We start from the raw sequence: 14498 nt of genomic DNA, 5'->3' as shown, positions 1-14498 counted from the left end.
TCCCCGGCGCGCGCCCCCGCGCCCGGCCCCGCACCGGTCCGCTCCCCGCGCTCCCGCGGTCCCGTTCCGGGCGCGCGCCGATCGCCCACCGCCGGGGGCGCGGTCCGCGCTGTCGGCGGCGAGGGCCACAATGGTGCGCGACAGTCCCCCGTTCATGCTCGCAAGACCGTGAAGGAGCCCGGCAGCGATGGCCCGCCGCAGCACGAAGACAGCGTCGCCCGACGATTTCGAGGAGCGGATCCTCGACATCGACGTCGTGGACGAAATGCAGGGCTCCTTCCTCGAGTACGCGTACTCGGTCATCTACTCCCGGGCCCTGCCCGACGCGCGCGACGGCCTCAAGCCGGTGCACAGGCGGATCGTCTACCAGATGAACGAGATGGGCCTGCGGCCCGACCGCGGGTACGTCAAGTGCGCCCGCGTGGTCGGCGAGGTCATGGGCAAGCTCCACCCGCACGGCGACACGTCGATCTACGACGCCCTGGTCCGCCTCGCCCAGCCGTTCTCCATGCGCGTGCCCCTGGTCGACGGCCACGGCAACTTCGGCTCCCTGGGCAACGACGACCCGCCGGCCGCCATGCGGTACACCGAGTGCCGGATGGCCGACGCGACGAGCCTGATGACCGAGTCGATCGACGAGGACACGGTCGACTTCCAGCCCAACTACGACGGCCAGGAGCGGGAGCCGGTGGCCCTGCCCGCCGCCTTCCCGAACCTGCTGGTCAACGGCGCCTCGGGCATCGCCGTCGGCATGGCGACCAACATGCCCCCGCACAACCTCGGCGAGGTCGTCGCCGCCGCCCGGCACCTGATCCGCCACCCGAACGCCGACCTCGACGCGCTGATGCGGCACATCCCCGGCCCCGACCTGCCCACCGGCGGCCGGATCGTCGGCCTGTCCGGCGTCCGCGACGCCTACGAGAAGGGCCGCGGCACCTTCAAGATCCGCGCGACGGTCGCCGTCGAGCAGGTCACCGCCCGCCGCAAGGGCCTGGTCGTCACCGAACTGCCCTTCGCGGTGGGACCCGAGAAGGTCATCGCCAAGATCAAGGACCTGGTCGGCTCCAAGAAGGTCCAGGGCATCGCGGACGTCAAGGACCTCACCGACCGCGAGCACGGCCTGCGCCTGGTCATCGAGATCAAGAACGGCTTCGTCCCGGAGGCCGTGCTGGAGCAGCTCTACAAGCTGACGCCGATGGAGGAGTCCTTCGGCATCAACAACGTCGCCCTGGTCGACGGTCAGCCGCTCACGCTGGGCCTCAAGGAGCTGCTCGAGGTCTACCTCGACCACCGCTTCGAGGTGGTGCGCCGCCGCTCCGAGTTCCGCCGCGGCAAGAAACGCGACCGTCTGCACCTGGTCGAGGGCCTGCTGACCGCGCTCATCGACATCGACGAGGTCATCCGTCTCATCCGCTCCAGCGACAACTCCGCCCAGGCCAAGCAGCGCCTGATGGAGAGCTTCTCGCTGTCCGAGATCCAGACGCAGTACATCCTCGACACGCCGCTGCGCCGCCTCACCAGGTTCGACCGCATCGAGCTGGAGGCGGAGAAGGAGCGGCTCACCGCCGAGATCGCGGACCTGACCCGGATCCTCGATTCGGACGCCGAGCTGCGCAAGCTGGTCTCCGCGGAACTCGCCGCCGTCGCCAAGAAGTTCGGCACCCCGCGGCGCACGGTGCTGCTGGAGTCCGCGGACACCCCCGCCGCCCTGCCGCTGCAGGTCGCCGACGACCCGTGCCGGGTTCTGCTCTCCTCCACCGGCCTGCTGGCCCGCACCGCGAACGCCGACCCGTTCCCCGCCCAGGAGGGCGCCAAGCGGGTCAAGCACGACGTGATCGTCTCCGTCGCGGACACCACCGCGCGTGGCGAGGTCGGCGTCGTCACCTCCACCGGGCGTCTGCTGCGCATCAACGTGGTCGACCTTCCGCCGCTCCCGGAGATCGCCGCGGGCACCGCGGCGAACCTGGCCGGCGGTGCCCCGCTCGCCGAGTTCGTCTCCTTCGAGGACGACGAGACACCCGTCTGCCTGACCTCGCTCAGCGAGTCCTCCCCCGGCCTCGCCGTCGGCACGCTCCAGGGCATCGTCAAGCGGGTCGTCCCGGACTACCCGGCGGGCAAGGACGAGCTCGAGGTCATCACCCTCAAGGACGGCGACCGGATCGTCGGCGCGGCGGAGCTGCGCACCGGCGAGGAGGACCTGGTCTTCATCACCGACGACGCCCAGCTGCTGCGTTTCCAGGCCTCCCTGGTCCGCCCGCAGGGCCGGCCGGCGGGCGGCGTGGCCGGCATCAAGCTGGCCGACGGCGCCAAGGTGATCTCGTTCACCGCGGTGGACCCCGGTCGGGACGCGGTCGTCCTGACCGTCGCCGGCTCGCGCGGCACGCTCGACGACTCGGTGCAGACCACGGCCAAGCTGACGCCGTTCGACCAGTACCCGCGCAAGGGCCGGGCGACCGGCGGCGTGCGGTGCCAGCGCTTCCTCAAGGGCGAGGACTGCCTCTCGGTGGCCTGGGCGGGCCCGGTGCCGGCCCGCGCCGGCCAGAAGAACGGCATGCCGGCCGAGCTGCCGGAGATGGACCCTCGCCGCGACGGCTCGGGCGTGGGCCTGCCGAAGACGGTCGCCGTCGTCGCCGGCCCGGCGTAACCGGGACCGGTCACCGTGCCTCCCGTGCGGGCCCGCACGGGAGGCGAGCGGCACGGGCCGCACGGGCGCGGGAGGCGGGGACGCGGGAGGCAGGGGGCCCGGGCGGCACGGGACGCGACCGGCACGGGGCAGTAGGCCCCGTAGGCCCGGTTGCGTTACTCCTCGGGGGCGACCAGGTCCGCGTCGTCCTCGCCCCGCACGTACCTCAGCACGCCCCACATACCGTCCTGGTCCGCCTCCGCGGGCGCCGCGCTCACACAGGCTTCCAGCTCCTTCGCCAGCCCCTCCGTGTCGATCCCGGACCCGATCAGCACCAGCCCGGTCCCCCGCCGCTCCCCGGGTCCCCACGGCTCGGGGTAGAAGCGCAGGAACCGCCCCACGGCGTGCACCAGGTACCGGTTGCGCGGGTCGTACGCGCCGAAGTCCACGTACCCCTTGATCCGGTACAGCCCCTCCGGCCGCTCGTCGAGGAACCGCATCAGCCGCCGCGGGTCCATCGCCCGCCCGGCCTCGAACGACACGCTCTCGTACCCGGCGTGCAGATGCCCGCCGTGCCCCTCGCCCTCCTGGAACACGTGCAGGTCGTCGAAGGACAGCTGCCCGATCCGCTCGCCCGACGGCCGGCAGTCGAAGAAAAACTCCGGGTCCACCCTCCCGTACGACGCCGGCACCACGGCGGCCCCGTCGGCCAGTCCGCCCACCGTGCGCAGCACCGCCTGGCGGTCCCCGGCACGGTCGATCTTGTTGACCACCACCAGGTCCGCCAGCGCCAGGTGCCGGTCGATCTCCGGGTGCCGCGCCCTGGTCTGCTCGAACTCGGCGGCGTCCACGACCTCCACCAGCCCGCCGTAGACGACCTCGGGCTGCTCGCTGGCCAGCACCATCCGCACCAACTCCTGCGGCTCCGCCAGTCCGCTCGCCTCGATCACGATGACGTCGATCCCCGCCGAGGGCCGGGCCAGCCTGCCCAGGTACTCGTCCAGTTCCCCGACGTCCACGGCGCAGCACAGACACCCGTTGCCCAGCGACACCGTGGAGTCGCCCAACGCGCCGGCCACCGCCAGTGCGTCGATCTCGATGGCGCCGAAGTCGTTGACCACCGCTCCGATGCGACTGCCGCCGCTGTGGTGCAGCAGGTGGTTCAGCAGGGTGGTCTTCCCCGCGCCGAGGAACCCCGCCAGCACGACGACCGGAATCTGCGGGGGCTGGTTGGTCTGCGGGGTCCCGCTGCTCATGTCGCGCCCTCTCTCACCGCACCGCGCACCCCGGCGCACGCTGCTCGCTTCCGAATGCCGCCGCCAGGATATGAGGCCACGTTCGCCGGGTGCTCGGGCGGTTGACAGGGCCCGGTTGATCGTCCGCCGGGTCACGGTGAAGTCCTGGCGGGGAAGCCGTTCTCGCAGATCCGGATGACACGGCGGATGCGGGCCGCGGTCAGGTGGTGGGTACCGCCCGGCAGGGCGGACGAGATCCACAGCAGCTTGCCCGCGGGATCGGGCACGCCCCGTACGTTCACGCCGTGGCGGCGTGCTTCCTGGAGGCGACGTCCCGGTCGCACTCGGCGAGCGTGCCGTCGAGCAGGACGTGATCGGGCCGGTCTCCCGCGGGACGCACCGCAGGCCGGGCACCCGTCTGAAATCAACGAGGCTCCTGCGCTGATGAGATGAGATGCCGAACATCTCTCTCGACGGCACAGGAGCCCCGTGCTGGTGCAGGACACCGGCCGGTTCGCCCGATCGGCGGCCACTCTGACGAGTTTCCCGTCTCGCGCATTTCCGCAGTTTGGGCGACGGCCTGGTGTGGGAGAAACTCCTCACTTCACGTGGGGGGGATATGACACATACAAGATTGCGGCCAATACTGACCACCGGCGTCTTGGTGCTCCTGACCCTGGTGGCCATTCCTCTGGTAGGCCTGGCAACAGTTGTCATCAGTGACTGGTTGCTGGAACGGGTGGTGCGCAGCGAGGGCGGCATACCGAAGGCTGTCGAAGTGGCTGCGGTCGGCGACTACTTCTCAGGAGGCAACACGGTTTTCGCCGGCCTCGCGCTACTTCTGGTCGTCACGACCCTGATCTACCAGCTCGTCCAGCTTCGCATGCAACGTGAAGAACTGCGTCTGCAACGCCAGGAACTGGCCGCCTCCCGCGCCGAACTGCGCAGGAGCGCGGCGGCGGATCTCCGATCACTGCACGTCCAGCTCACACAGATGCAACTCGACGACCCTTCCTTGGCGGAAGTGTGGAACGACTACCCCGACCTACCTCACACTGAAGTAAGGCAGTACCTCTTCGCCAACCTCACCTACGCCCACTATCTGCTGCACTTCCAATGGGGGGAACTCAGCGAGAGCGATCTGATCCCTCTCGCCCACAATGTGGTACGAAGCCCGGCCTTCCGGCGGTATTGGGAGCTCAGCCGCCCGAGCAAGGAACTGCTGCCGGTGGATAGCACGGAAGGCAGGTTTAACCGGTCCCTGGACCAAGCGGTTCGCGTCGCCAGCACGAATCCTCCCGCACCACGCACGAACCGTTGAATCGCACCGCGCCAATTCTCAGGTCTCAAGCATCGATTTGCGGGTTTATCGCGGCCCACCGTCCCTCTGAAGGACGCCCCCAAGCGTCACTTTCCCTCCGGTCAGGTTAGGCTCACCTGTGTGAGTAGGTGCGCAACCGTGTCACGGGTCCTGGACGAGCCGATCGCCGGGACCGCGGTGCACGCGAGGACGTGGCTGCTGCTGGAGCAGCCCGGTCCATGGGGTCCCGAGGCGCTCACGTCGAGCCGGCTGGACCCCGCGCTGGGGCGCGCCCTGGAGGACGCCGCGGCGGGCAGTGGGGTGCGGGTCGCGCTGATCCGGCGACCGGGACGTCACGCGGACCACGGTTCTCCCCCCGTGCGGCAGGTGTACGCCGCGCACACCGCTCCCGGCTACGGCTGGGTACGCAGCGCCGTCACCTCCGAACCCGAGCGGCTGCTGGACATCGACTTCGCGGCGCTCGGCCTGGGCGGAGCCGGGGCCTTCGACGCCGCCCTGCCCGCCGCCGTGCCCTACAACGGCTGCCCCCTGGCGTTCGTCTGCACCAACGGCCGCCGCGACCGCTGCTGTGCGCTCCTCGGACGCCCGCTCGCCGCCGAACTGGCCGCCTCCGGGGTGACGGGCACCTGGGAGGTCACCCACCTGGGTGGGCACCGCTTCTCACCGACCCTGCTGGTGCTGCCCCATGGATACGCGTACGGGCGCGTGGACGCCCCCGCGGTCAAGGAGATCCTGCACCGGGCCCGGGAGGGACGGGTGGTCACCGAGCACTGCCGGGGCCGCTCGGCGTGGCCGCGGCCGGGACAGGCCGCCGAGCTCGCGGTGCGGGCGCGGACCGGGGCGACCTCGGCGGACGCCCTGGACGTCATCGAGCTCAGGTCCCTTCCGGCCGGCGGCGACGCAGCCCCACCGCTCTGGGAGGCCACCGTGGCACACGCCGGCGGCCGCCGCTGGCGTGTGGTCGTGGCGCAGAACTCGGCCGGTCCGCCGCGCCCCGAGAGCTGCGGCGCACCCCTCGGCTCCCCCCTCCGGATGGACGTGCTGCGGATCGAGGAGGAAGAGGAGGAGGCGACGGACGGCCCGGCCTCCTGACGTGCCGCGGGACCCTCAACGGCCGGGCGCCCCGGCGCACTGGAGTGCGCGGGGCGCCCGGCCGTGGGGTTCCGGTGCGTCCTGAGGACGCACGGCAGGTGACGCGGTCAGACCGCTCCCGCTCCGGTCAGGGACCGGACCTCGGTCTCCGCGTGCTTGGCCTCGTCCGGCTCCTCGGAGGAGGTCACCGTGCCGAGCCACCCCGCCACGAAGCCCAGCGGGATGGAGATCAGTCCCGGGTTCTCCAGCGGGAAGAAGGCGAAGTCCGAGCCGGGGAACATGGACGTCGGCCTGCCGGACACCACCGGCGAGAACACCACCAGGGCCACCGCCGGGATCAGGCCGCCGTAGACCGACCAGACCGCGCCCCGGGTGGTGAAGCGGCGCCAGAAGAGCGTGAAAAGCAGCACCGGAAGGTTGGCCGAGGCGGCGACGGCGAAGGCCAGGCCGACCAGGAAGGCCACGTTCAGGCTGCCGGACAGCAGGCTGAGCCCGATCGAGACGACGCCGATGCCCACCGCGGCGACCCGGGCCACCGCCACCTCGCTGCGCTGCTTGGCACCCGCCCTGCGGAACGAGGCGTAGAGGTCGTGGGCGACCGACGCCGAGGAGGAGAGCGTGACGCCTGCGACGACCGCGAGGATGGTCGCGAAGGCGACCGCCGCCACCACCGCGAAGAGCACCGGACCGCCCGTCGAGTCGCTTCCGCCACCCAGGTCGAGCGCGAGCAACGGCACCGCCGTGTTGCCGGCCTCGTTGGACGCGCGGACCTCGTCGCTGCCCACGATCGCCGCGGCGCCGAAGCCCAGCAGGATCGTCATCAGGTAGAAGCCTCCGATGAGGCCGATCGCCCACACCACGGACCGGCGCGCGGCACGGGCCGTGGGCACGGTGTAGAAGCGCGAGAGGATGTGCGGGAGGCCCGCGGTGCCGAGGACCAGGGCGAGGCCCAGGCTGATGAAGTCCAGGCGGTCCGTCCAGCTCCCGCCGTACTCCAGGCCGGGGGCGAGGAACGCCTCGCCGAAGCCGCTGTTGTCGGCGGCCGTGCTCAGCAGCTCGTTGAAGTCACCGCCGAAGCGGACCATCACCAGCACGCCCAGGACCAGCGTGCCCGCCAGCAGCAGGACGGCCTTGACGATCTGGATCCAGGTGGTCGCCCGCATGCCGCCCAGGGACACGTAGACGACCATCAGGGCGCCGACGCCGATGACGGTCCAGGTCTGGGCCGCTCCGCCCGTGCCTCCGAGCAGCAGGGCGACGAGGCTTCCCGCGCCGACCATCTGCGCGACCAGGTACAGCACCGAGACGATCACCGAGGAGGTGCCGGCCGCAATCCGCACCGGCCGCTCCCGCATCCGCGCCGCGAGCACGTCCGCGAGCGTGAACCGGCCGCAGTTGCGCACGAGTTCGGCGACCAGCAGGAGCACCACCAGCCAGGCGACCAGGAAGCCGACCGAGTAGAGCATCCCGTCGTAGCCGAACAGGGCGATGAGACCCGAGATGCCGAGGAAGGAGGCGGCCGACATGTAGTCACCGGCGATGGCGAGGCCGTTCTCCACCGGAGAGAAGAGGCGGCTTCCGGTGTAGAACTCCTCGGCGGAGCCGTGCCGGTTGCGGCTCGCCCAGGTGGTGATGCCGAGTGTGACGGCGACGAAGACGCTGAACAGGACCAGTACGAGGGACTGGTGGTTGCCCGTCATGCGGCACCACCCCGGGCGCCACGCGTCAACTCCTGGGTGTCCCAGCGCAGCTGGAGGGCGGCACGGTCCCGGCGCAGACGGGCGTGGCGCGCGTACGCCCAGGTCAGGAGGAAGGTGCTGAGGAACTGGCCGAGGCCGGCGAGCATCGCCACGTTCACCGAGCCGGCCACCGGGGTGGCCATGAACTCTGTCGCGGTGGTGGCGGTCACCACGTAGGCCACGTACCAGAGGAAGAACGAGACGAAGGCAGGGACCACGAACTTGCGGTAGCGGCTGCGCACCTCCTGGAAGGCCGCGCTCCGCTGCACCTCCAGGTAGACGTCGGCGGCCGCGCGGTCGCTGGTCTCTTCCTGCGGCTGGCGCGCGGCCGGCACCGCGGGAGTCAGCTCTCCCGTGCCGTCCGTCTCACCCCAGCCGAAGGCGAGTGCGTCGTACCAGGGGTCGTCGAACCGCACCTCTCCGGTATCGCGACCGTCGTGCTTGTTCACCGAAATCTCCTTGTCCCACGGCTCCATTCGGCCGTAGGAACAATGATGGACAGACCGTGAACATCCCGGACTCTTTCGGCGGCTCTCTCACCCCATCAGGTGACCGAAAAGTCAACGGTCACAGGTGTATCTCCCGCACGGGTGATCCGCGGGGCCGGCCCGCGCGGCACTCCCGACCGGGGCCCGGCTCCGCCCGGCGCCCGGCGCCCGGCGCCCGGACGCGCCTGACCCGGACATGCCTCCGCCCGGGCGTCCGAGGACACCCGGGCGGAACACATGGCCGGCCCGCGGCGTACGACGGACCGGAGACCGGCGCGGCCGGCTCGCGGTCAGGCGTCGATCCGGGAGCGGTCGAGCGTCGCAGCGGAGCTGGAGATGAACTCCTTGCGGGGGGCGACGTCGTTGCCCATCAGCAGGTCGAAGACCTGCTCGGCCGCCTCCAGGTCGGAGAGGTTGATCCGGCGCAGCGTGCGGTGCCGCGGGTCCATCGTCGTCTCGGCCAGCTGGTCGGCGTCCATCTCGCCCAGGCCCTTGTAGCGCTGGATCGAGTCCTTGTAGCGGACGCCCTTGCGCTCGAACTCCAGCAGCGTCTCGCGCAGCTCGCGGTCCGAGTAGGTGTAGACGTACTTGTCCTGGCCGCGCTTGGGCTGGACCAGCTCGATGCGGTGCAGCGGCGGCACGGCCGCGAAGACCCGGCCGGCCTCGACCATGGGCCGCATGTAGCGCTGGAAGAGGGTCAGCAGCAGGCAGCGGATGTGCGAGCCGTCGACATCGGCGTCGGTCATCATGATGATCTTGCCGTAGCGGGCGGCGTCGATGTCGAAGGTCCGGCCCGATCCGGCGCCTATGACCTGGATGATCGCGCCGCACTCGGCGTTCTTCAGCATGTCGCTGACCGACGACTTCTGCACGTTGAGGATCTTGCCGCGGATCGGCAGCAGGGCCTGGAACTCGGAGTTCCGGGCCAGCTTCGCGGTACCGAGCGCGGAGTCGCCCTCGACGATGAAGAGCTCGCTGCGGTCCACGTCGTCGCTGCGGCAGTCGGCCAGCTTCGCCGGGAGCGAGGAGGACTCCAGGGCCGTCTTGCGGCGCTGGGCGTCCTTGTGCTGGCGGGCGGCGATCCGGGTGCGCGCGGCGGCCACGGCCTTCTCCAGGACCGCGCGCGCCTGCTGGGCGGCGTCCCGCTTGGCCGAGACCAGGAACGCCTTGAGCTCCTTGGAGACGACCTGGTTCACCACCCGGCGGGCCGCCGAGGTGCCCAGGACCTCCTTGGTCTGCCCCTCGAACTGCGGTTCGGCCAGCCGGACCGTGACCACCGCGGTCATGCCCTCTATGGCGTCGTCCTTGACGATGTCGTCCTCGGCGACGCGCAGCATCTTCTTGCTGCGCAGCACCTCGTTCATCGTGCGGGCGATCGCCTGCTCGAATCCGGCCACGTGGGTGCCGCCCTTGGGGGTGGCGATGATGTTGACGAACGAACGCAGCGTGGTGTCGTAACCGGTGCCCCAGCGCAGCGCCACGTCCACGCCGAGTTCCCGGGTGACCTCGGTCGGGGTCATCTGGCCGTGCTCGTCGAGGACGGGCACGGTCTCCTTGAAGGTTCCCTGGCCGGAGAAGCGCAGGACGTCGCAGATCGGGCGGTCGGAGGCGAGGTACTCGCAGAACTCGCTGATGCCTCCGTCGTAGCGGAAGGACTCCTCGCCCTTGCTGCCGCCGTCACCGAGGCCGAACTCGTCCCGCACCACGATGGTGAGGCCGGGGACCAGGAAGGCGGTCTGGCGGGCACGCTGGTGCAGGTTCTCCAGAGAAAGCTTGGCGTCCTTCAGGAAGATCTGGCGGTCCGCCCAGTAGCGGACGCGGGTGCCGGTCCGGCTCTTGGGGATCTTCCTCTTCTTGCGCAGCCCGCTGCCGGGCTCGAACTTCGCGTTCTCGCCCTGGCCGGAGAACTCGCCGGGGACACCGCGCCGGAAACCGATGGTGTGGGTGTGGCCGCTGCGGTCGACCTCCACGTCCAGGCGGGCCGAGAGGGCGTTCACCACGGAGGCGCCGACGCCGTGCAGACCGCCCGATGCGGCGTAGGAGCCGCCGCCGAACTTGCCGCCGGCGTGCAGCTTGGTCATCACGACCTCGATGCCGGAGAGGCCGGTCTTGGGCTCGACGTCCACGGGGATACCGCGGCCGTTGTCCCGGACCTCGACCGAGGCGTCGTCGTGCAGGATCACCTCGATGTGGTCGCAGTACCCGCCCAGGGCCTCGTCGACGGAGTTGTCGATGATCTCCCAGAGGCAGTGCATCAGGCCACGGCTGTCCGTGGACCCGATGTACATGCCAGGGCGCTTGCGGACGGCCTCGAGTCCCTCCAGGACGAGCAGGTGCCGCGCGGTGTAGTTGGAACCGTCCCGATCTGCTCCGGTCAGCAGCGCTGTGGACGGCACGGTCGTGTCGGCGGTCACGCGGTTCGCTCCTCGCTGAATTTTTCTGGGCATGTCTGGGCGTCGCCGGGGGACGCGCCACGGCTCGGTCACCGCTCCAGAGAGTACCGATGCCTGATGAGGCCGATGTAACGCCACCCTCGTCCTCGATCAAACCCTAAGCCAGAATCGTATGGACGTTCGATACCTCGGAGGAGTGAAGCACACATCACGTTCCGCGGCAGGCATGAACCCTTTAGGCTCCGGGCACGTCCTCCTCAACAAGCGGCGTTCAGCCGTCGGAGGACCGACACTGGAAGAAGCGCGAACCCGTACGACACGAAGACACGCACTACGGCACATTCGCCGCCAACCGGCAGCAGACAGCCGCCTCGCCAAGAAATCTTTCGAGGAAAAGCCGCGAGCGGGAACGTTTTCGGCCTGGTTGGATGTTGACCCTGGTACGACAGCTCGTCGAGCTAGAGAAGAGGCGACGTGACTACTGTTCTGACCCCCGCGAGCCCGCTGACGGCCGCCGATCGCTGCGACCGCTGCGGCGCCCAGGCATACCTGCGCGTCGTCCTGCTGAGCGGCGGAGAACTGCTCTTCTGCGCCCACCACGGCCGCAAGTTCGAGCCGGAACTCAAGAAGATCGCCGCCGAGATACAGGACGAGACGGAGCGACTGACGTCCTCCGGCCCGGCCGCAGCCGAACCCGACGGAGAGCGCTGAGAGCGCCGACACTCCACCCACGACGAGCTAATCCGGCACAGGCCGGGTGACAAGGGCGGCCGCCTCCCCCGCCAGGGAGGCCGGCCGCCTCTGCTCGTTCCCCGCACCTGGCCCTTGGCCGGCGGACCCCAGGGCCGCCGTGCCCGGTCCCTGGCCGCCCTAGGGTTGCCGGGCCAGTGCCCGCACGACCTCGGACACCCGGGTGTACACCCCCGGCTTCCGGGCCTGCCCGCAGCCGCTGCCCCAGGACACCAGTCCGATGAGCCGGCCCCTGGCCACCAGAGGGCCTCCGCTGTCCCCCTGGCAGGCGTCCGGGCCTCCCCCGGGCTCTCCGGCACAGAGCATCGCCCGGGGCGTGTAGGCGCCCTCCGAGCCCCCCGGATAGGCCTCCTCGCACGACGCGTCCGCCAGGACGTGCACCTGCGCCGCCCGCAGCGACGGGGAGTAGGCCCCCGAGCCGTTGACGTCACCCCACCCGTAGACCGTGGCGGAGGCGCCCGGGCGGTACCCGCTGTCGCCCGCGGGAGCGGCCTGCACCACCGCGCTCCTCGGCAGCGGCTCCGCCAGGGTGAGCACGGCGAAGTCCCCGGCATTGGTGACGTCGTCGTACCCCGGATTCACCCAGGTGTCCCGCACCCTGATCTCCCGGCCGCCCGCGCCGGTCAGCTCGGACCGCCCCGCGATCACCGCCAGGTCCGGCACCTGGTCGGGGGACGTGCCCAGAACCTGCTCGCCCAGGCAGTGCGCCGCCGTGAGCACGGTGCTCGCACCGATCACCGCGCCGCCGCAGAAGTGCCCGGCTCTCGTCTCGCCGAAGAGCCGGCGGCTGGAGATTGCCACGGTCCAGGGAGCCTGCTCGATCTCCACGGGGAACCCTCCGACGACGACACGGGAGGCCCCGCCCCGAACTGTTCCCGCGTCGGCGGCCGCCGGCACGGCCGGTACCAGCGCCGCCAGCGACGAGGCCACCGCCGCGACCCCCACGGCTGGGAGAAAACGCATGACATTCCTCACTCCGGGTCGACCATGTGTCGACCCAAAGTAATCCAGCCGGGCCCGTCGCCACAGGTGCGACGACGCGAAGGCCCGGCTCCCGAGAAGAGGAGCCGGGCCTTCGCCGCGCTTTCCGACCGGTTGTGACCGGTCCCGGTCAGTCGAGGTAGTCGCGCAGGACCTGCGAACGCGACGGGTGACGCAGCTTCGACATCGTCTTCGACTCGATCTGACGGATGCGCTCACGCGTCACGCCGTAGACCTTGCCGATCTCGTCGAGCGTCTTCGGCTGGCCGTCGGTGAGACCGAAGCGCATGGAGACCACGCCCGCCTCACGCTCGGAGAGGGTGTCCAGGACGGAGTGCAGCTGCTCCTGGAGGAGGGTGAAGCTGACCGCGTCGGCCGGCACGACCGCCTCGGAGTCCTCGATCAGGTCACCGAACTCGCTGTCGCCGTCCTCGCCGAGCGGGGTGTGCAGGGAGATGGGCTCGCGGCCGTACTTCTGGACCTCGATGACCTTCTCCGGGGTCATGTCGAGTTCCTTGGCCAGCTCCTCCGGGGTGGGCTCGCGGCCCAGGTCCTGGAGCATCTGGCGCTGGACGCGGGCCAGCTTGTTGATGACCTCGACCATGTGCACCGGGATACGGATGGTGCGCGCCTGGTCGGCCATGGCGCGGGTGATCGCCTGACGGATCCACCAGGTGGCGTACGTGGAGAACTTGTAGCCCTTGGTGTAGTCGAACTTCTCCACGGCGCGGATCAGACCGAGGTTGCCCTCCTGGATCAGGTCCAGGAAGAGCATGCCGCGGCCCGTGTAGCGCTTGGCCAGCGAGACGACCAGTCGGAGGTTGGCCTCCAGCAGGTGGTTCTTGGCGCGGCGGCCGTCCTCGGCGATGATCTCCAGCTCACGCTTGAGCTTGGGCGCGATCTTGTCCGAGTTCGCCAGCTTGTCCTCGGCGAACAGGCCGGCCTCGATGCGCTTGGCAAGCTCGACCTCCTGCTCGGCGTTGAGCAGCGGGACCTTGCCGATCTGCTTCAGGTAGTCCTTGACCGGGTCCGCGGTGGCGCCGGCCGCGGCGACCTGCTGGGCCGGGGCGTCGTCCTCGTCCTCGTCGGACAGCACGAAGCCGGCACTCTCGGCGCCCTCGGGCTCGTCACCGGCCTTGCCGGGAGTCTCCTCGAGCTCCTCCTCGACGAGGTCCGGGTCGTCCTTCTTGGACGCCGTCTTCTTCGCCGCGGTCTTCTTGGCGGTGGTCTTCTTCGCCACCGCCTTCTTGGCGGTGGTCTTCTTGGCGGCGGCCTTCTTGGCGGGCGAGGCGGCCTCCGCCTCCTCACCCTCCTCGACGGGAGCCGTGGGAGCGGCGGTCTTCTTCGCCACCGTCTTCGCGGCGACCGACCGGGTCGTGGTGCGCTTCGCGGTGCTCTTGGCGGCGACGCTCTTGCGGGCGCGCTTGGGCTCCGCCGCGTTCACCATCAGCGTCACACCCTCGTCCTCGAGGATCTGGTTGAGGCTGCGGAGAACGTTCTTCCACTGAGTGGCCGGAATCTGGTCGGCTTCGAAGGCGCGACGCACGTCATCGCCGCCGATCTGCCCCTCAGCCTTCCCACGCTCGATGAGCGCCATGAGAGAGACGGACTCGGCGATCTCCGGCGGGAGCGTACGGGATGTGCTGGCCGACACGAACAACCTCTCGGAACGTTGGAAAACGGCTTCCGGCCCCGTCCGCGAGGACAGGAGCCGACGACCGCCGACCTGGGGATGAGCCGACGGCGCGGGCTCGGGCCGGGAGGGGAAGCGCCGCGTACGGCGTCCGTATTCCTTCCTCGGCTGTCACCTATTAGGTCATCGCGCTGCTCCGCCGAGCGTTACGCCCAATCTGCGTGGCCCGAGTCACACCGCGAA

General features: G+C 70.3%; 10 protein-coding genes and 1 pseudogene. 4 read left to right on the top strand and 7 right to left on the bottom strand.

Translation table 11 applies throughout. The features are described from left to right. Positions 1–187 precede the first annotated feature (187 nt). Positions 188–2644, top strand: coding sequence for a DNA gyrase/topoisomerase IV subunit A (locus GBN72_RS30945; RefSeq protein WP_151775286.1), 2457 nt, complete (start codon positions 188–190; stop codon positions 2642–2644). A 155-nt stretch (positions 2645–2799) separates the two neighbouring features. Here the strand turns inward: GBN72_RS30945 and GBN72_RS30940 are convergent, their stop codons facing one another. Together GBN72_RS30940 and GBN72_RS36235 are read right to left on the bottom strand one after the other, a co-directional pair. After that, positions 2800–3879, bottom strand: a complete 1080-nt coding sequence (locus GBN72_RS30940) for a CobW family GTP-binding protein (protein WP_151775400.1) — start codon at positions 3877–3879, stop codon at positions 2800–2802. 161 nt (positions 3880–4040) lie between these two features. After that, positions 4041–4237 (bottom strand): annotated as a pseudogene (locus tag GBN72_RS36235) (IS5/IS1182 family transposase); the annotation flags it as partial. A 285-nt stretch (positions 4238–4522) separates the two neighbouring features. Here GBN72_RS36235 and GBN72_RS30930 point away from each other — a divergent pair. Both GBN72_RS30930 and GBN72_RS30925 read left to right on the top strand, forming a co-directional pair. After that, positions 4523–5179 carry a DUF6082 family protein gene (locus GBN72_RS30930; protein WP_246213032.1) on the top strand — a complete coding sequence of 219 codons (657 nt, stop codon included), beginning with the start codon at positions 4523–4525 and terminating at the stop codon, positions 5177–5179. Between the two features lie 120 nt (positions 5180–5299). Further along, positions 5300–6271, top strand: coding sequence for a ferredoxin family protein (locus GBN72_RS30925; protein ID WP_151775285.1), 972 nt, complete (start codon positions 5300–5302; stop codon positions 6269–6271). A gap of 107 nt (positions 6272–6378) precedes the next feature. On the opposite strand, the gene GBN72_RS30920 is transcribed toward GBN72_RS30925, so the two are convergent. The 3 genes from GBN72_RS30920 to GBN72_RS30910 all read right to left on the bottom strand — a co-directional run bounded on the left by GBN72_RS30920 (position 6379) and on the right by GBN72_RS30910 (position 10912). Beyond that, positions 6379–7971 (bottom strand): monocarboxylic acid transporter, encoded by a 1593-nt coding sequence (locus GBN72_RS30920; RefSeq protein WP_151775284.1) that lies wholly within the window; start codon positions 7969–7971, stop codon positions 6379–6381. Further along, positions 7968–8486 (bottom strand): DUF485 domain-containing protein, encoded by a 519-nt coding sequence (locus GBN72_RS30915; RefSeq protein WP_151775283.1) that lies wholly within the window; start codon positions 8484–8486, stop codon positions 7968–7970. Before GBN72_RS30915 ends, GBN72_RS30920 begins: the two co-directional genes overlap by 4 nt. Positions 8487–8788: 302 nt before the next feature. Beyond that, the gene (locus GBN72_RS30910) at positions 8789–10912 is read right to left on the bottom strand and encodes a DNA gyrase/topoisomerase IV subunit B (protein ID WP_151775282.1); all 2124 of its coding nucleotides are present in this window, start codon (positions 10910–10912) and stop codon (positions 8789–8791) included. Positions 10913–11365: 453 nt separating this feature from the next. Between GBN72_RS30910 and GBN72_RS30905 the strand changes: the two genes are divergently transcribed. Then, positions 11366–11602, top strand: coding sequence for a DUF7455 domain-containing protein (locus GBN72_RS30905; RefSeq protein ID WP_151775281.1), 237 nt, complete (start codon positions 11366–11368; stop codon positions 11600–11602). Positions 11603–11761: 159 nt separating this feature from the next. Here GBN72_RS30905 and GBN72_RS30900 read toward each other — a convergent pair whose 3' ends face one another. Further along, the gene (locus GBN72_RS30900; RefSeq protein WP_151775280.1) at positions 11762–12604 is read right to left on the bottom strand and encodes a serine protease; all 843 of its coding nucleotides are present in this window, start codon (positions 12602–12604) and stop codon (positions 11762–11764) included. Between the two features lie 148 nt (positions 12605–12752). Further along, the gene (locus GBN72_RS30895) at positions 12753–14276 is read right to left on the bottom strand and encodes an RNA polymerase sigma factor (RefSeq protein ID WP_151775279.1); all 1524 of its coding nucleotides are present in this window, start codon (positions 14274–14276) and stop codon (positions 12753–12755) included. Between the last annotated feature and the right edge of the window lie 222 nt (positions 14277–14498).

The sequence above is a fragment of the Streptomyces abyssomicinicus genome (assembly GCF_008974245.1).
GTDB classification, from domain to species: Bacteria; Actinomycetota; Actinomycetes; order Streptomycetales; family Streptomycetaceae; genus Streptomyces; species Streptomyces abyssomicinicus.
Note: the sequence above shows the minus strand (reverse complement) of the source record. Positions and strands in the feature narration are given on the sequence as shown.

Excerpts from the sequence above, each read along its gene's own strand:
- GBN72_RS30940 (WP_151775400.1), bottom strand. The coding sequence starts at position 3,879 with ATGAGCAGCGGGACCCCGCAGACCAACCAGCCCCCGCAGATTCCGGTC.
- GBN72_RS30900 (WP_151775280.1), bottom strand. The coding sequence starts at position 12,604 with ATGCGTTTTCTCCCAGCCGTGGGGGTCGCGGCGGTGGCCTCGTCGCTG.
- GBN72_RS30920 (WP_151775284.1), bottom strand. The coding sequence starts at position 7,971 with ATGACGGGCAACCACCAGTCCCTCGTACTGGTCCTGTTCAGCGTCTTC.
- GBN72_RS30945 (WP_151775286.1), top strand. The coding sequence starts at position 188 with ATGGCCCGCCGCAGCACGAAGACAGCGTCGCCCGACGATTTCGAGGAG.
- GBN72_RS30915 (WP_151775283.1), bottom strand. The coding sequence starts at position 8,486 with ATGGAGCCGTGGGACAAGGAGATTTCGGTGAACAAGCACGACGGTCGC.